This window comes from Pseudomonas sp. ok266, from assembly GCF_900110195.1.
GTDB lineage: Bacteria > Pseudomonadota > Gammaproteobacteria > Pseudomonadales > Pseudomonadaceae > Aquipseudomonas > Aquipseudomonas neuropathica.
Map to the genome: position 1 here is coordinate 99,074 of NZ_FOCU01000016.1, position 17,318 is coordinate 116,391.

The window sequence follows — 17,318 nt, forward strand, 5'->3', positions numbered from 1 at the left end:
TTTACACGAGGGAATCATCATGACGTTACTGGCATCTCCACTGGAATCCATCGAAAGCGCGGTGATCTGGCTGCTGGTGGTTTTTTCCGTCGCCACCTGGGGCCTGGCACTGCTCAAGGCTGTGCAGTTCGGGCGGCTGAAGGCGCAGGATCGGCGTTTTCATAAGCGTTTCTGGGCGGCGTCGAGTCTGGATTCAGCCGCTGAATTGAGCGAGACCCAACCCGGCGCCGCAGCGCGGGTGGCACAGGCCGGTTACGCCGCGATTCAGGTGGGTGAGACGCCACAGGCGAATGATTTGAGCCAGGCGATCAACCATCAGGATCGCCTCGAGCGCGCATTGCGTCAGCAGATCGTTCGCGAACGGCGTTCGCTGGAAACGGGCCTTGCAGTGGTCGCAAGTATTGGTAGCACCTCGCCGTTCATTGGTTTGTTCGGCACGGTGTGGGGAATCATGGAAGCGTTGAAAGGCATCAGCGCCGCAGGTTCGGCGAGCCTGGAAACGGTCGCCGGGCCAATCGGGGCGGCACTGGTCGCCACGGGTGTGGGGATCGCCGTCGCGGTGCCGGCAGTGCTGGTTTACAACTACTTTTTACGTCGGTTGAAACTGACGGCGGCGGATCTGGATGACTTCGCCCACGACTTCTACAGCCTGGCGCAGAAGAGTGCATTCCGCGTGTTGATCCACCCGACGGCGCACAAGGTCGCAACGCCGGGCAACGCAGCAAAAGTGAAGGAGGCGTCCTGATATGGCCTTCTCCACGCAGGACAGTGATGAGGTGCTCAGCGAGATCAACGTGACCCCGCTGGTGGACGTGATGCTGGTGCTGCTGGTGGTGTTTATCGTCACCGCGCCGTTGCTGACCAACGCGATCCCGATCAACCTGCCGAAGACCGAAGCCGTGGCGCCGGTCGAGCAGAAGGACCCGCTGGTAGTGAGCATCGATGGTGCCGGCAAGCTGTTTATCAACAAGGACGAGATTCAGCCGGACTTGCTCGAATTCAACCTCAAGTCGGCCAAGGCTAAGGACCCGGAAGTGCGCGTGCAATTGCAGGCCGATGACGGAGTGAACTACGGCGAAGTGGCGCGGGCGATGGCTTCGATTGAGCGGGCGGGGATTACCAAGTTATCGGTGATTACTGCGCGGTAACAGGATTTACGTTTTTCCGGGGCCGTCTCCTTGGCAGGGTGCGGCCCTTTTTTTGTTTCTGGCATTAGACGCAAGACCCTCACCCTAGCCCTCCCGAAACGTCGGACCGCCCATAGGGAGAGGGAACTGATCTCGGTTGTTCTCACCAGTTACGCCGACCTGAAATACCCAGTCGAACTCAGGATTTGAACGGCATGAAGATCGGCTCCCTTTCCCCCTCGCCCCCATGGGCAGAGGGCTGGGGTGAGGGGGAAAAGATTTCCAGCCAGGCACACATCTCATATTCAATTCAGGTCTTAATAAATAGCTTCTTATTCCTTAACGAATATAAATCCCCTCCCTATACTCGTCCAGGAACAGACACGACGCAGGAGAGTTCCCCATGCGCAACGAATCAATCCGCTACCTGATTGTGCCGGGCTGGCAAGGATCGCCAGATGATCATTGGCAAAGCCACTGGCAGAACAGCCTGCCAAACAGTGCGCGGGTCGAGCAGGCCGATTGGCTGACGCCGCGTCGTGAAGACTGGGTGGCGGCACTGGCCGAGGCGATTGCCGCCGATAGCACGCCTGTCATCCTTATCGCCCACAGCCTCGGCTGCATCACCGTTGCCCATTGGGCAGCCACTGCGCCGCTGCAATACCTGCGTCAGGTGCGTGGCGCCTTGTTGGTCGCGCCGGCAGATGTCGAGCGTCCGGCGTGTGCACCGGCGCTGCGCAATTTCGCGCCGATTCCGACTGATCTGCTGCCGTTTCCGAGCCAGGTCGTCAGCTCCGACAACGACGCCGCCGTGAGTGCGCCGCGCGCACTGGAGCTGGCGCGCAACTGGGGCGCCGAGGCGGGAATTCTCGCCGGTGCCGGACACATCAACGTCAAGTCCGGGCATCAGCGTTGGGAGCAGGGTTTTGCTTATCTCTATCGCCTGCAAAACCGTATGGAACACCACGCCCGCCGCCGCGCCTGATCTTTTTTCTTTCAACGCCCCCGTCTGCCGGCGGTTTTGGGCGGGAGCCTGCCATGAGTTTCGAAACCTTCGGTCAGCCGTTGCTGACCTTTCCCGATGCGGAAAAAAGCCCCCTGAGCATTCGCGCCAAGGCGCTGGTGTTCGTCGATCCGCGCTCGCGTCAACTGCGTGAGGAGCTCGAGCAACTGGCGCCGCGCTCGACTTCGGTATTGATCCGTGGCGAGACCGGTACGGGTAAAGAATTGCTCGCCCGGCACATCCATCGCGCCAGTGACCGCAGCGGTCTGTTTGTTTCGGTCAATTGCGGAGCGATCAGCCCGACCTACGCTGATGCCGAGCTGTTCGGCTACGCTGCCGGCAGTTACAGCGGCTCGGCCAGCAGCCGTGCAGGCTGGTTCGGTTCGGCCAACGGCGGCACCTTGTATCTGGATGAAATCGGCGACTTGCCGCTGCCGATCCAGATCAAATTGCTTGCCGCGTTGGAGAACCACGAAGTCACTCGTGTCGGTGCGCATCAGCCAAGTCCCGTGGATGTGCGCCTGGTCGCGGCCACCAGCATCGATCTGGCGCAAGCGGTGGACGCCGGGAAATTCCACGAGCGCCTTTATCACTACCTCAGCGAGGGCCACCTCGAATTGCCGGCGTTACGTGCGCGTACCGGCGATATCCTGTCGCTGGCCGAGTATTTCCTCGGCATCTACAGTCAGCGTCTCGACCTTCCTGTGCCGCTGATCAGCGAAGCGGCGCAGCACGTGCTCGAACAACACAGTTGGCCGGGCAACACCCGCGAGCTGGAAAATGTCATTCACTTTGCCTTGCTGGTGAGTACCGGTGACGAGATTCTGCCGGAGCACCTGAACCTGCCCGAGGCGTCTGGCCCGCAGCTTCAGATCGAACGGCTAGTGACACAAATCAACATCGGCGGCAGCGTCGCCGAGCGTAAGGCATTGAAAGATTTGCTGATTCGTTTGAGTGAGACGTTGTAACCGTTTCGTTCAACATGAACAAAATGGAATATGAAGCTGAATAAACGTTATTGTCCGGGAATAAAAAATCCCGGTATTGTCCGCCCCACGCCAGCGATATCACTTCACTGGCACACGTATTAATGCCGTCGTCGATGACGACCGTGATTTTCGATAAGGACACTGCATGAAAAAGGTTCTGTTGTTTACCGCATTGGCGGCTGCTCTGACTGCTTCCCTGACTGCTTCCCTGGCCAATGCCGGCGAGAAACTGGTGGTCGCTGCGACCCCGGTTCCGCACGCTGAAATCCTTGAGCTGATCAAACCGACCCTGGCCAAAGAAGGCGTGGATCTGGAAATCAAAGTGTTCACCGACTACGTTCAGCCGAACGTACAGGTTGGCGAGAAGCGTCTGGACGCCAACTACTTCCAGACCCTGCCGTACCTGAACAGCTTCAACCAGGGCAAATACAAGGACGACAAGTCCAAGTACCTCGTGACCGTGCAGGGCGTGCACGTTGAACCGTTCGGTGGTTACTCGAGCAAGTACAAGACCCTGGCTGAACTGCCGGACGGCGCCACCATCGCCATCCCGAACGAAGGCAGCAACAGCGGCCGCGCACTGATCCTGCTGCAGAAGGCTGGCCTGATCGAGCTGAAAGACCCGAAAAACGCGCTGGCAACGCCAAAAGACATCGCCAAGAACCCGCACAACTTCAAGTTCAAGGAACTGGAATCGGCCCTGCTGCCACGCGTTCTGAAAGAAGTTGATCTGGACATGATCAACACCAACTACGCGCTGGAAGCCAAGTTGAACCCGCAGAAAGATGCGCTGGTGATTGAAGGTGCTGATTCGCCGTACGTGAACTTCCTGGTGGCCCGTGAGGACAACAAGAACAGCGACGCGATCCAGAAACTGGCCAAAGCCCTGACCAGCCCGGAAGTCAAAGCGTTCATCGAGAAGAAGTACAACGGCGCGGTACTGCCGGCGTTCTGATCTGACGCTTGAACCACCCCCTTCAAGGTGTGAAAACGCCGATGGCCAGTGATGGGCATCGGCGTTTTTGTGTGTGCGTTGAAAAGCCCCTCACCCTAGCCCTCCCGAAACGTCGGACCGCCCAGAGGGAGAGGGGACTGATTGGGGGATGCTGTAGAGGTACGCCGACGTGAAAGATCTCTGCTGAATCCATAATCGACTCGATGATTCAGGTCGACGTAATTCGCCAGACACCTCGGTCGGCTCCCTCTCCCCCTGGGAGAGGGCTGGGGTGAGGGTGCTTTTGATCTTGAGCTCAGGCCACTTGGGCCTTCAATGCCCGTCTCAACGCCACCAACAATTTCACAATCTCCTGCGGATCCAGTCGCTGCGGCACTTTTACGTCCATGTTCTCTTCCTTGTTATGAGGTTGGCCGGGGGAGTCTGGCCAAAAGCTGTTCGTCCTTGGAGGGCTTTCATGAAAAAAAGATCCTTCCTACAGCGCAAAGAAAAATAGCCTTCTTATTCCTTCCCGGCAAACCCACAAGATAGTTTTTTGGGTGATATCAATATGCTTTAACGGTATTTAAATTCTTGTTTTTATACCTATAAAGTCGGTGTCTGCCGGACAGCCATCCGCTGCCCATGGACTGCACCACCGTCGCTTACCGAGCGGCGTTCAGGACGTTTCATGACCTTCGATTACGCATTTATCCTCAGCACCCTGCCGGCGTTTCTCAAAGCCGTGGGCGTAACGCTGCAGGTCGGTTTTATCGCCATTGGCACCTCGCTGCTGGTGGCGCTGCTCAACGCGACGATTCTGGTGTTCCGCACGCCGTACCTGCAAAGACTGGTGGGCCTGTATGTGGAACTGGCACGCAACACGCCGTTGCTGATTCAGTTGTTCTTCGTCTACTTCGCCTTGCCGGCGTTGGGGATCAAAGTCTCTGGTTTCACTGCCGCGATCATCACCATGACCTTTCTCGGCGGCGCTTACCTCACCGAAGTGCTGCGCGCCGGCGTCGATGCGGTGCCCCAAGCGCAACTGGAATCAGGGCGCTCAATCGGCCTGTCCCATGGCCAGTTGCTACGCTACGTGATCCTGCCGCAAGCGGGGATTCTCAGCCTGCCGTCGTTGTTCGCCAATTTCATTTTCCTGCTCAAGGAAACCACCGTGGTCTCGGCGGTGGCCGTGCCGGAAATCCTCTACACCACCAAGAGCTACATCGCGCTCTACTACAAAACCTACGAAATGCTCGCTGTGCTGACGCTGATCTGCGTGCTGCTGTTCTTGCCGCTGTCGCTGCTGCTCAGCCGTCTGGAAAGGAGGCTCCAGCATGGCCAGTTCGGGTCTTGAACTGCTCTGGGTGTCGTTGCCGCAATTGGCCAAAGGCGCTGGGCAAACCTTGTCGATCTCGTTCCTGAGCATCGCCATCAGCACTGTCGGCGGCGTGCTCTACGGTGTGCTGCGAACGCTCAACGTGAGGTGGCTGAGCGCGATCCTGCGGGGCTATCTGGAGTTGTTCCGGGCGATTCCGGTGCTGGTCTGGCTGTACCTGTTGTTCTTCGGCTTGCCGATTTTCTTCGGACTGAGCCTGCCGAGTTTCTGGTGCGCGGTGCTGGTGCTGTCGCTGTGGGGCGCCAGTGAAGTCGGCGAAGTCGCGCGCGGTGCGCTGCATTCTTTACCACGTGGACAGCGTGAAGCAGGGCTTTCGATTGGTTTGAACACCGCGCAACTCTACGGCTACGTGCTGCTTCCGCAAGCGCTGAAACGCATGACACCACCGACCATCAACGTCTATACGCGGATCATCAAGACCAGCTCATTGGCGGTGCTGATCGGTGTGGTCGATGTGATCAAGGTCGGCCAGCAGATCATCGAGCGCACCTACGAGTCGGTGCTGATCTACGGCGCGCTGTTCCTGTTTTTCTTTTTTATCTGCTACCCGCTCTCGGCCGCTTCGCGCGTGCTGGAGCGGCGCTGGACGCAAGCATGAGCGCATTGATCGAGTTTCACGGTTTTAACAAATTCTACGGCGAGCAGCAGGTGCTCAACGGCATCGACCTGCAAGTGCAGAGTGGCGAAGTGATCGTCATCCTCGGCCCCAGCGGTTGCGGCAAAAGCACGTTGCTGCGTTGCCTCAATGGTCTGGAAGAAGCCCACAGCGGCAGCCTGAAGTTTCTCGGCCGCGAGCTGCTGGACAAGTCCACCGACTGGCGCGAGATCCGTCAGCAGATCGGCATGGTGTTCCAGAGTTATCACCTGTTCCCGCACATGAGCGTGCTCGACAACTTGCTACTTGGCCCGCTCAAGGTACAGAAGCGTCAGCGCCGCGAAGCGCAACAGCAAGCCGAAGCGCTGCTCGAACGCGTTGGTCTGGCGGACAAGCGCGATGCCTTCCCGCGTCAGCTCTCCGGCGGCCAGCAGCAACGCATCGCCATCGTCCGCTCGCTGTGCATGAACCCACGGGTGATGCTCTTCGACGAAGTCACCGCCGCCCTCGACCCGGAAATGGTCAAGGAAGTTTTGCAGGTCATTCAGGGCCTGGCCCGCGAAGGCATGACCCTGTTGATCGTCACCCATGAAATGGCCTTCGCTCGCGCGGTGGCCGATCGCATCGTGTTCATGGATGCCGGGCGCATCCTTGAACAGAACCCGCCCGAGATTTTCTTTACGAACCCGCAAACCGCACGCGCGCAGCAGTTTCTGGAGAAGTTCTCCTTCGTGGCAACACTGCCAAAAGCGAATCCGACAAAGGAACTGGAACTGTTATGAAAACTGCCGCTTTTTTACTGCCTCTGCTCAGCCTCGCCTTGCTTGCCGGTTGCAACAAAACCGAAGAACCGCCGAAGCCGAAAGTCGCCAGCGAAAGCACCGCGCCGGCCGGTTATCTGGACAAGATCAAGGCTCGCGACAAGCTGATCGTCGGCGTCTTCACCGATAAACCGCCCTTCGGTTTTGTCGACGAAGCGGGGCGCTACGTCGGTTTCGATACCGACATCGGCCGGCGTTTCGCCAAGGATTTGCTCGGCGATGAAAACAAGGTCGAGTTCGTTGCCGTCGAGCCGGCGAGTCGCATCCCTTTCCTGCAAAGCGACAAGGTCGATCTGATCCTCGCCAACATGACCGTCACGCCTGAGCGCAAGGAAGCGGTGGAGTTCACTAACCCGAACCTCAAGGTTGCGGTGCAGGCGTTGGTGCCGCAAAGCAGCTCGGTGAAAAACCTCGATGATCTGGCAACCCGCACCACCATCGTCACTACGGGCACGACCGCCGATATCTGGCTGACCAAGAATCATCCGGACTGGAAATTGCTCAAGTTCGAGAAAAACTCCGAATCGCTGCAAGCTCTGGCCAATGGTCGTGGCGATGCGTACGCACAGGACAATCTGGTGTTGTTCAGCTGGGCCAAGCAGAACCCGGGCTATCGCGTGCTGGATGAAAAACTGGGGGCTGAAGCGCCGATCGCGCCGGCGGTGAAGAAGGGCAATCTCGAGTTGCGTGACTGGGTGAATACCGAGCTGACCAAGCTGGGAGAGGAGAAGTATCTGCTCAAGCTGTACGACCAGTATGTGCGTAAAGAGCTGAGTGATGACACCAAGCCTGAGAGCGTGATTGTCGAGGGTGGCAAGTGGCAGGGGTGATTGCCTGTTAGGTTGGTGGTGATGCTTGCCCCTCACCCCAGCCCTCTCCCGAGGGAGAGGGAGCCGACCGAGGTGTCTTGCATCAGACATCGACCTGACAAACCGAGTCGATTATGGATTCACAGACGCATTTCGCGTCGGCGTCACTTCGATTTTGGATTCACAGATGCATTTTCACGTCGGCGCCACTCTTGAGCATCCCTCGGTCAGTCCCCTCTCCCTCTGGGAGAGGGTTAGGGTGAGGGGCTTTTGGCTGGAACGCTCAATCCGGCCAGTTCCACGCCGGCTCATCCAGCACTCGCTGGCCGACAATCCCGGTCTGGCCCAGGGTTTTCTCCAGCACGATGCAATTGCATTCCGGGTCTTCCTGCAACGCCGAAATCAACCGCCGCGCATGCGACACCACCCACACCTGACACTGCTCCGAGGCACGGATAATCAACCGCGCCAACGCTGGCAGCAGATCCGGGTGCAGGCTGGTCTCCGGTTCGTTCAGCACCATCAGCGACGGCGGCCTCGGCGTCAGTAGCGCCGCAACCAACAGCAAATAACGCAACGTGCCGTCCGACAGCTCCGCCGCCGATAACGGCCGCAACAAGCCTTCCTGATAAAACTCGATGGCAAAACGTCCACCGGCCTGCGCTTCGATATGCACCCGCGCGCCAGGAAACGCATCGGTAATCGCCGCACGCATCGCATCGCCATCACCAATCTCGATGATGGTCTGCAACGCCGCCGCCAGATCACGGCCGTCGTGATGCAGCACCGGCGTGCGTGTGCCCAATTGCGGCTGGCGCACCGGTGCATCGGCATCGCTGCGAAAGTGATCGTAAAAGCGCCAGCGGCGAATGAACTCGCGCATCTGGAACACTTCCGGCGAGCTGCGCAGGCTGCCGACCTGATCGAACAGGCTGTCGAAGTTCGGCGTGTGTTGCGCCAGCACATCCCATTGGCGCTCGTTGCGTGTGCGGATCATCGGGCCGTCACGATCCACCAGCAGGCTGGCGGGGCGGTAGAGCGGGCCGGCCCAGATGCACTCGCGCTTGATCTGCGGGTCGAGGCTGAAGCGCGAGGGAATCGGGTGCGAATGCTCGGGCAGCATGAAGTGCCCGTTGGAGTCGGGCAGGCCGAGGCTGATCGAGTAGCTGAAATCTTCCCCGGCGAACCCCAGGCGCAGTCGCTTCACGCCTTGGCGTACCGTCGACTGGATCGGCACCTCACCATTGCGCATGCGTCGGCTGATGGTTTGCGGCCCGGCCCAGAAGGTCGACTCTAGCCCACCCTCACGGGCCAGCGCATTGACCACCCCGCCCTGAGCGGTTTCCGCTAGCAGGCGCAAGGCCCGGTAGAGATTGGACTTGCCGCTGCCGTTGGGACCGGTGATCAGGTTCAGCCGGCCGAGCGGGATCACCAGTTTGTTGATCGAGCGGTAATTGGCCACCGCGAGAGTATTGAGCATGGAATTCCTTCTCTTGAGGCGCCCATTGCAGGAGCTGCCGAAGGTTGCGATCTTTTGATGTTGTTTTTAAAAGATCAAAAGATCGCAGCCTACGGCAGCTCCTTCAGGAAATATGGGGGACGAACGGGCGAACGTTGAACCCTGTTCTAAGCTCACAGTCGTATCGTCACTTGCACGTTCGTACACAGGAAGGAGTCTGCATGGCGAGTCCCGGTTTGAAAACAGCGGTCATGCTGAGTCTGCTCACGTTGGTGACCGCTTGTGGCGAGAAAAAAGCTCCCGCTGAGTACCTGCCACGGGTTTTTGTACAAGAGGTCAAACCCACGGATTACGCCGCTGCGGTGACATTGACCGGTGACGTGCAGGCGCGCGTGCAGACCGAGCTGTCGTTCCGCGTCGGCGGCAAGATCATCCAGCGTATGGTTGATGTCGGCGACCGGGTCACCGCCAAACAAGTGCTGGCCAAGCTCGACCCCAAGGATTTGCAGACCAACGTCGATTCGGCCCAGGCCCAAGTCGTCGCTGAACAAGCCCGGGTGAAACAGAGCGCGGCCGCTTTCGTGCGCCAGCAAAAACTCCTGCCCAAGGGTTACACCAGCCAGAGCGAATACGATTCCGCCCAAGCCGCGTTGCGCAGCAGCCAGAGCGCCTTGAGCGCGGCGCAGGCGCAATTGGCCAACGCTAAAGATCAGCTCAGCTACACCGCACTGATCGCCGACGCCCCGGGCGTGATCACTGAGCGTCAGGCCGAAGTCGGCCAGGTGGTACAGGCCACGGCACCGATTTTTTCGTTGGCCCGCGATGGCGACCGTGACGCGGTGTTCAATGTCTACGAATCGCTGCTGGCCGAGCGTCCTGCGGATCCCTCGATCGTCGTCAGCCTGCTCGATAACCCTGCCATCAAAACCACCGGCACGGTGCGTGAAATCACCCCGGCGGTGTCGGCGCAGTCCGGCACGGTGCAAGTCAAAGTCAGCCTCGACAGCCTGCCACAAGGGATGCAGCTGGGCTCGGTGGTCAGCGCCACCGCCAAGGGCAGCGGCAAGTCGGCAGTCGAATTGCCATGGTCGGCGCTGACCAAAAATATCAGTGATCCGGCGGTGTGGATGGTCGACGATAAAGGTGAAGCGCAGTTGCACAACGTGACCGTCGGCCGCTACCTGATCGGCAAGGTCATCATCAGCGAAGGCCTCAAGGGCGGGGAGAAAGTCATTGTCGCCGGAGGACAGTTATTGCATCCCGGCATGAAAGTCGAAATCGCTGAAAACACCTACAAGGATCTGCAACCGGGAGCACAGCCATGAAGCGTCTGGGGCTGTTATCCGTGGGTGTGTTGCTGGCGGCCTGCTCGAAAAGCGAGCCACCTCCGGAGCCGGTACGTCCGGTGCTATCGGTCAAAGTTCAAGCGTTGAGCGAGGAAAGCCTCGGTCGTTTCGCCGGCAGCATCCAGGCGCGTTATGAAAGCAACACCGGTTTCCGCGTCGGTGGCCGCATCGCCAGCCGCAACGTCGATGTCGGAACCGAAGTGCAAAAGGGCACGCTGCTCGCCACCCTCGATCCGTCTGATCAGCAGAACCAATTGCGTTCGGCCCAGGGCGACCTGGCCAGGGTTCAGGCGCAACTGATCAATGCCCAGGCCAATGCCCGCCGTCAGCAGGCGCTGTTCGATCGTGGCGTCGGGGCGCAGGCACAACTGGACATTGCCACCACGGACTTGAAAACCACCCAGGCCTCGCTGGATCAGGCACGGGCGGCGGTCAATCAAAGCAAGGATCAGCTCGGCTACACCGAACTGCGTTCTGACCATAAAGCCGTGGTCACCGCGTGGAACGCCGAAGCCGGGCAAGTGGTGACGGCGGGCCAGCAGGTCGTAACCCTGGCGCAACCGGACATCAAGGAAGCGGTGATCGATCTGCCGGACACCCTGGTCGATCAGATTCCCTCCGACGTGGTGTTTCTGGTGGCCGGGCAACTCGACCCGAGCATCAACACCACGGCAACCCTTCGCGAGATCGAACCGCAGGCGCAAAGCGCCACGCGTACTCGTCGGGCACGCCTGACTCTGGCCGAGACACCGGACGGTTTCCGCCTCGGCACGGCGATCAGCGTGACCCTCAGTTCGGCGATCAAACCGCGCATCGAATTGCCGGCTACCGCTTTGCAGGAAGTCGACGGCAAACCACGGATCTGGGTCATCGACACCCAGAGCAAAACCGTCAGCCCCCGCGACGTCAGCGTGATCAGCCGCACCGACAGCAGCGTAGTGCTCGCGGGCGGCGTGAAGAATGGCGAGCGCGTGGTCAGCGCCGGCGTCAACAGCCTCAAACCCGGACAATCGGTAAAACTTGACGAGGACAGTCAATGAAAGGCTCTTTCAACCTCTCCGAATGGGCCCTCAAGCATCAGTCATTCGTCTGGTACCTGATGTTCGTCGCGTTGCTGATGGGCGTGTTCTCGTACTTCAATCTGGGCCGCGAAGAAGATCCGTCGTTCACCATCAAGACCATGGTGATCCAGACCAAATGGCCGGGCGCGACCCAGGAAGAAACCCTCGCACAGGTCACCGACCGCATCGAGAAAAAACTCGAGGAACTCGACTCCCTCGACTACGTGAAAAGTTACACGCGCCCCGGCGAATCGACGGTGTACGTGTACCTGCGCGACACCACCAGCGCCAAGGACATCCCGGAAATCTGGTACCAGGTGCGCAAGAAGATCGACGATATTCGCGGGCAGTTCCCCAAAGGTATTCAAGGGCCCGGGTTCAACGACGAGTTCGGTGATGTGTTCGGCTCGGTCTACGCCTTCACCGCCGACGGCCTGACCATGCGCCAGTTGCGCGATTACGTAGAACAGGCGCGGGCCGAGATCCGCAATGTACCGGGGCTGGGCAAGATCGAAATGATCGGCCAGCAGGACGAAGTGATTTATCTGAACTTCTCCACCCGCAAACTGGCGGCGTTGGGTATCGATCAGCGTCAGGTTGTGCAGAGCCTGCAATCGCAGAACGCCGTGACCCCGGCCGGTGTGATCGAGGCCGGCCCTGAGCGGATTTCCGTGCGCACTTCGGGGCAGTTCGCCTCGGAGAAAGATCTGGCCGAGGTCAATCTCAAGCTCAACGACCGTTTCTATCGCTTGGCTGACATCGCCGACATCACTCGCGGTTACACCGATCCGGCTACCCCGGAATTCCGCTTCGACGGCAAACCGGCCATCGGTCTGGCGATTGCCATGCAGAAGGGCGGCAACGTTCAGGAGTTCGGCAAGGCGTTGCACCAACGCATCGATGAACTGACCGCAGACTTGCCGGTTGGCGTGGGTGTGCACACCGTGTCCGATCAGGCGGTGGTGGTGGAAGAAGCGGTCGGTGGCTTTACCAGTGCCCTGTTCGAGGCGGTGATCATCGTGCTGGTGGTCAGCTTCATCAGCCTCGGCGTGCGCGCCGGCCTGGTGGTGGCGTGCTCGATTCCGCTGGTGCTGGCGATGGTGTTCGTATTCATGGAATACAGTGGCATCACCATGCAGCGGATTTCGCTCGGTGCCTTGATCATCGCCCTCGGTCTGTTGGTCGACGATGCGATGATTACCGTGGAGATGATGGTCACGCGCCTGGAAATGGGCGAGACCCGCGAGCAGGCCGCGACGTTCGCCTACACCTCGACGGCGTTCCCGATGCTCACCGGCACGCTGGTGACCGTCGCGGGTTTCGTGCCCATCGGCCTCAATGCCAGCTCCGCCGGTGAGTACACCTTCACCCTGTTCGCGGTGATCGCCGTGGCGATGCTGGTGTCATGGGTGGTGGCGGTGTTCTTCGCTCCGGTGATCGGCGTGCACATTCTCAGCGCCAACGTGAAACCCCATGAAGCCGAGCCGGGCCGCGTCGGGCGTGCGTTCAATGGCGGTCTGCTGTGGGCGATGCGCAATCGCTGGTGGGCCATCGGCATTACCGTGCTGCTGTTCGTGCTGGCAGTGTTTTGCATGCGCTTTGTGCAGAACCAGTTCTTCCCTTCCTCGGACCGGCCGGAAATTCTCGTCGACCTGAACCTGCCGCAAAACGCCTCGATCGACGAAACCCGCAAAGCCGTCGACAAGCTGGAAGAAACCCTCAAAGGCGACGCGGACATTGTGCGTTGGAGCACCTACATCGGTCAGGGCGCGATCCGTTTCTACCTGCCGCTCGACCAGCAATTGCAAAACCCGTACTACGCACAACTGGTGATTGTCAGCAAAGACTTCGAAGCCCGCGAGGCCCTGAGCCAACGCCTGCGTGAGCGCTTGCACAAAGACTTCGTCGGCATCGGTAGTTACGTCCAGGCGCTGGAAATGGGCCCGCCGGTGGGGCGTCCGATCCAGTACCGGGTCAGTGGCAAGGACATCGATCAGGTGCGCAAGCACGCCATCGACCTGGCCACCGAACTGGACAAGAACCCGCACATCGGCGAGATCATTTACGACTGGAACGAGCCGGGCAAAGTCCTGCGCATCGACATCGCTCAGGACAAGGCGCGCCAACTCGGGCTGTCGTCCGAAGACGTCGCGAACCTGATGAACAGCATCGTCAGCGGCGCGCCGCTGACCCAGGTCAACGACGACATCTACCTGATCAATGTGGTCGGCCGGGCGGTGAATTCGGAGCGCGGTACGCCGGAAACCCTGCAGAATCTGCAGATCGTTACGCCCAACGGCACGTCGATCCCGCTGCTGGCGTTCGCCACCGTGCGTTATGAACTGGAGCAGCCGCTGGTGTGGCGTCGTGACCGCTTGCCGACCATCACCATCAAGGCCTCGGTGCGCGACGAGATCCAGCCGACCGATCTGGTGAAACTGCTCAAGCCGTCGATTGATGCCTTCGCCGAGAAACTGCCGGTAGGCTACAAAGTTGCAACCGGCGGTACGGTCGAGGAAAGCGGCAAGGCCCAAGGGCCGATTGCCAAGGTTTTGCCGTTGATGCTGTTTTTGATGGCGACCTTCCTGATGATCCAGTTGCACAGCGTGCAGAAGATGTTCCTCGTCGCCAGTGTCGCGCCGCTGGGGCTGATCGGCGTAGTACTGGCGCTGGTGCCGACCGGCACGCCGATGGGCTTCGTGGCGATCCTGGGGATTCTCGCGCTGATCGGCATCATCATCCGTAACTCGGTGATCCTCGTGACGCAGATCGATGAGTTCGAGCAGAAAGGCTATGCGCCGTGGGATGCGGTGGTGGAAGCGACCGAGCACCGGCGCCGGCCGATCCTGTTGACCGCCGCTGCGGCGAGCATGGGCATGATTCCGATTGCCCGGGAAGTGTTCTGGGGACCGATGGCTTACGCAATGATTGGCGGGATTGTGGTGGCGACGTTGCTGACGCTGCTGTTCCTGCCGGCGCTGTATGTGGCCTGGTACAAGATTCGCGAACCGAAGAAGGATTGAGTCAACAACGACCCTCACCCTAACCCTCTCCCGGGGGGAGAGGGGACTGACCGAGGTGTCTGACGCTATCCATCGACCTGAAGGATCGGGTCGATTATGGATTCAGCGAAGTTCGATCAAGTCGGTGTACTTCTACAATCTCCCCCAATCTGCTCTGGGAGAGGGCTGGGGGTGAGGGGCTTTTCTCTGACTCGACTCAAGCCTTACGCCAAACGCTGGCCAACCAAGGCTGCTGCTCACGCGGCAGCCCGGCCGGCCGATAGTAATGCTCAAGCTCGACAAACCCCGCCGCCGACAGCAACCCCTGCCACGCCTCAAGATCGTGATACGAGCCATAGCGCGGCCCGTTCCAGCCCTCACGGTTATCCCCGCGTGGATTCGAGCTGAAGAGCACACCACCGGGCTTCAGGGCGCCATGCAATTGCTTGAGCACCCGTGGCAATTCCTGCAAAGGCACATGAAACAACACCGCGTTGGCGAAGATGCCGTCGAAGCGTTCGGCCGGCAGATCCAGCTTCAGAAAGTCCTGTTGCAGCACCTCGCAGCCACTGTCTTCACGGGCCATTCGCGCAAACTCTTGAGAGCCGTCGAGCCCTACAGCGACATGCCCCATGCGCGTAAACGTTTGCAGATCCCGCCCTGGGCCGCAGCCAAAATCCAGAATCGTGAATGGCGCCGTGCCCTGAATATGCCGCAGCAACGCATCGATGTTCTGGCTGACATCGTGATCGCGGGTGCCTTCGCGGAAGTCTTCGGCCACTGAGTTGTAATGGCCGAGGGTGGTGGCGGTGATCTGTTCGAGATCGGTGGGGGTCTGCTTCATGGTCGAGGGCTGCACGGGCAAAGGAGATTTGCCGAATATACGCCATCGGGTTCGGGGCTGCTGCGCAGCCATTCGCGAACAGGCTCGCTCCCACAGTGGAACGCATTCCAAATGTGGGAGCGAGCCTGCTCGCGATAACGGTTGTGAAGGCGCCGCATGAGCTCGGCCAGACTCAGCGCTTGTTCAACCCCCGCGCCAAGCGATCCCCACCCAACTGAATTACCGCGACCAACGCCACCAGCAACACAATCACCGTCAACATGATCTGGCTGTCAAAACGCTGATAGCCGTAGCGATAAGCGATATCCCCCAAGCCACCGGCACCAATCGCCCCGGCCATGGCCGAGGAGTTGATCATCGTCACCAGGGTAATCGTGAACCCGCCGACAATCCCCGGCAGCGCCTCGGGCAATAGCACATGCCAGACAATGTGCCAACGTCGGCAACCCATCGCCTGCGCGGCTTCGATCAAACCATGATCGACCTCACGCAGGCTCACTTCGGCAATCCGCGCAAAGAACGGCGTCGCCGCAATCGTCAGCGGCACCACGGCCGCCCACACTCCGTACGTGGTGCCGACAATCAACCGGGTAAACGGAATCAGCGCGACCATCAGAATCAGAAACGGGATCGAGCGGAACAGGTTCACGAACGCGCCCAAGGCACGATTCAGCACCGGCGCCTCGTAGATGCCGCCCTTGTCGCTGGTGACCAGGATCACCGCCATGGGAATCCCCACCAGCAAGGCGATCAGCGACGACACGCCGACCATCAGAAACGTGTCGATAAAACCCTGCAACAAGCGATCAAACCACATAACCCAATACCTCCACCCGTTGCGCCCAAGGCGTGGCGCGCTCGCGCAGTTGCTCGGCGCTGAACGAAGAGCCGCTCACCGCCAGCAATAGTTGTCCCAGCGCATGCCCCTGAATCCGTTCGACGCCGCCCTGAAGCAGCTTCACCCGGCCACCCAATGCAGCGAACAGTGCCGCCAGATCCGGCTCGTCACTGGCGCTGCCGGTGAACTGCAAACGCAGCACCACAGCGGCGTCGGAGGACGGCGCTTGAGCCTGCAAACGACTCTGCAGTTCTTCCGGCAACGCGTGTTGCAGCGGCGCGAGCAAGGTCTGGCTGACCTCGTGCTGCGGATTGCCGAACACTTCCCAGACCGGGCCTTGCTCAACCACCCGGCCATGCTCCAGCACGACGACGCGGTCGCAGATTTCGCGAATCACAGCCATTTCATGGGTAATCAATACGATGGTCAGGCCCAGGCGTTGGTTGATCTCACGCAGCAAGCCGAGGATCGACTGCGTGGTTTCCGGATCAAGGGCTGAAGTCGCTTCGTCGCAGAGCAAAATATCCGGGTCGTGCACCAGCGCACGGGCGATGCCGACGCGTTGTTTCTGCCCGCCAGAAAGCTGCGCCGGATAAGCCTTGTGCTTGCTTTGCAGACCGACCAGTTCGAGCAATTCACGGACTTTTTTGTCGCGCTGCTCTTTTGGCACGCCCGCGACTTTCAGCGGCAATTCGACGTTCTGCCAAACGGTCTTGGCCGACATCAGATTGAAGTGCTGAAAAATCATACCGATGCGCCGGCGAAGGGCGACCAGACGGTCTTCATCGAACTCGCCGATGTCGACCTGATCGATCAGCACGCGCCCGGACGTCGGCTGTTCCAAACGATTGATCGTCCGAATCAGCGATGACTTGCCAGCGCCGCTGCGGCCGATAATACCGAACACTTCACCGCGCTGGATCGCCAGATCAATGCCCTGCAAAGCCGCGACCGGGCCTTGCCGGCCGTTGTAGGTTTTGCCCAGACCGATGAAGCGTACGTGGGCGCGATTCAGCTCGGGGTGCAGCTCGGTTTTTTCAGCATGGTGTGGCTCTGGAATCTCCAGTCGCCGTTGGATCGCGGCCGTCATG

General features: G+C 59.9%; 16 protein-coding genes. 12 read left to right on the forward strand and 4 right to left on the reverse strand.

Annotated elements, in window-relative coordinates; all coding sequences use genetic code 11:
- Window positions 1-19 precede the first annotated feature (19 nt).
- From BMY54_RS26555 to BMY54_RS26595, 9 genes are all read left to right on the forward strand, one after another.
- The gene (locus tag BMY54_RS26555) at window positions 20-745 is read left to right on the forward strand and encodes a MotA/TolQ/ExbB proton channel family protein (protein ID WP_093440486.1); all 726 of its coding nucleotides are present in this window, start codon (window positions 20-22) and stop codon (window positions 743-745) included.
- Window position 746: 1 nt separating this feature from the next.
- Window positions 747-1,148 (forward strand): ExbD/TolR family protein, encoded by a 402-nt coding sequence (locus BMY54_RS26560; RefSeq protein WP_003220570.1) that lies wholly within the window; start codon window positions 747-749, stop codon window positions 1,146-1,148.
- A gap of 382 nt (window positions 1,149-1,530) precedes the next feature.
- Window positions 1,531-2,112, forward strand: coding sequence for an alpha/beta hydrolase (locus BMY54_RS26565; protein ID WP_093440491.1), 582 nt, complete (start codon window positions 1,531-1,533; stop codon window positions 2,110-2,112).
- Window positions 2,113-2,165: 53 nt separating this feature from the next.
- Window positions 2,166-3,098, forward strand: coding sequence for a sigma 54-interacting transcriptional regulator (locus BMY54_RS26570; protein ID WP_093440496.1), 933 nt, complete (start codon window positions 2,166-2,168; stop codon window positions 3,096-3,098).
- 166 nt (window positions 3,099-3,264) lie between these two features.
- Entirely contained in the window at window positions 3,265-4,074 is an 810-nt protein-coding gene (locus tag BMY54_RS26575; RefSeq protein ID WP_093440501.1) for a MetQ/NlpA family ABC transporter substrate-binding protein, read from the forward strand.
- A 670-nt stretch (window positions 4,075-4,744) separates the two neighbouring features.
- Window positions 4,745-5,410, forward strand: coding sequence for an amino acid ABC transporter permease (locus BMY54_RS26580; protein WP_038359751.1), 666 nt, complete (start codon window positions 4,745-4,747; stop codon window positions 5,408-5,410).
- Entirely contained in the window at window positions 5,391-6,050 is a 660-nt protein-coding gene (locus BMY54_RS26585) for an amino acid ABC transporter permease (protein ID WP_093440506.1), read from the forward strand. The genes BMY54_RS26580 and BMY54_RS26585 overlap by 20 nt, the downstream gene beginning before the upstream one ends.
- Window positions 6,047-6,829 carry an amino acid ABC transporter ATP-binding protein gene (locus tag BMY54_RS26590; RefSeq protein WP_093440511.1) on the forward strand — a complete coding sequence of 261 codons (783 nt, stop codon included), beginning with the start codon at window positions 6,047-6,049 and terminating at the stop codon, window positions 6,827-6,829. Before BMY54_RS26585 ends, BMY54_RS26590 begins: the two co-directional genes overlap by 4 nt.
- Window positions 6,826-7,698 (forward strand): transporter substrate-binding domain-containing protein, encoded by an 873-nt coding sequence (locus tag BMY54_RS26595; RefSeq protein WP_093440515.1) that lies wholly within the window; start codon window positions 6,826-6,828, stop codon window positions 7,696-7,698. The genes BMY54_RS26590 and BMY54_RS26595 overlap by 4 nt, the downstream gene beginning before the upstream one ends.
- A gap of 262 nt (window positions 7,699-7,960) precedes the next feature.
- Here the strand turns inward: BMY54_RS26595 and BMY54_RS26600 are convergent, their stop codons facing one another.
- Window positions 7,961-9,157 (reverse strand): AAA family ATPase, encoded by a 1,197-nt coding sequence (locus BMY54_RS26600; protein WP_093440520.1) that lies wholly within the window; start codon window positions 9,155-9,157, stop codon window positions 7,961-7,963.
- 200 nt (window positions 9,158-9,357) lie between these two features.
- On the opposite strand from BMY54_RS26600, the gene BMY54_RS26605 reads away from it, so the two are divergent.
- From BMY54_RS26605 to BMY54_RS26615, 3 genes are read left to right on the forward strand one after another with little or no spacing between them, the layout of a single operon-like run.
- Window positions 9,358-10,461: an efflux RND transporter periplasmic adaptor subunit gene (locus tag BMY54_RS26605; RefSeq protein WP_093440524.1), complete on the forward strand. Its 1,104-nt coding sequence runs from the start codon at window positions 9,358-9,360 to the stop codon at window positions 10,459-10,461.
- On the forward strand, window positions 10,458-11,522 hold the full coding sequence (locus tag BMY54_RS26610) for an efflux RND transporter periplasmic adaptor subunit (RefSeq protein WP_093440529.1): 1,065 nt from the start codon (window positions 10,458-10,460) through the stop codon (window positions 11,520-11,522). Before BMY54_RS26605 ends, BMY54_RS26610 begins: the two co-directional genes overlap by 4 nt.
- Window positions 11,519-14,566, forward strand: a complete 3,048-nt coding sequence (locus BMY54_RS26615) for an efflux RND transporter permease subunit (protein WP_093440534.1) — start codon at window positions 11,519-11,521, stop codon at window positions 14,564-14,566. The genes BMY54_RS26610 and BMY54_RS26615 overlap by 4 nt, the downstream gene beginning before the upstream one ends.
- Before the next feature lie 196 nt (window positions 14,567-14,762).
- Here the strand turns inward: BMY54_RS26615 and BMY54_RS26620 are convergent, their stop codons facing one another.
- The 3 genes from BMY54_RS26620 to BMY54_RS26630 all read right to left on the reverse strand — a co-directional run bounded on the left by BMY54_RS26620 (window position 14,763) and on the right by BMY54_RS26630 (window position 17,317).
- The gene (locus BMY54_RS26620) at window positions 14,763-15,389 is read right to left on the reverse strand and encodes a class I SAM-dependent methyltransferase (protein ID WP_093440539.1); all 627 of its coding nucleotides are present in this window, start codon (window positions 15,387-15,389) and stop codon (window positions 14,763-14,765) included.
- Window positions 15,390-15,561: 172 nt separating this feature from the next.
- On the reverse strand, window positions 15,562-16,206 hold the full coding sequence (locus tag BMY54_RS26625) for a methionine ABC transporter permease (RefSeq protein ID WP_034151854.1): 645 nt from the start codon (window positions 16,204-16,206) through the stop codon (window positions 15,562-15,564).
- Window positions 16,196-17,317 (reverse strand): methionine ABC transporter ATP-binding protein, encoded by a 1,122-nt coding sequence (locus BMY54_RS26630; RefSeq protein ID WP_093440543.1) that lies wholly within the window; start codon window positions 17,315-17,317, stop codon window positions 16,196-16,198. The genes BMY54_RS26625 and BMY54_RS26630 overlap by 11 nt, the downstream gene beginning before the upstream one ends.
- Between the last annotated feature and the right edge of the window lies 1 nt (window position 17,318).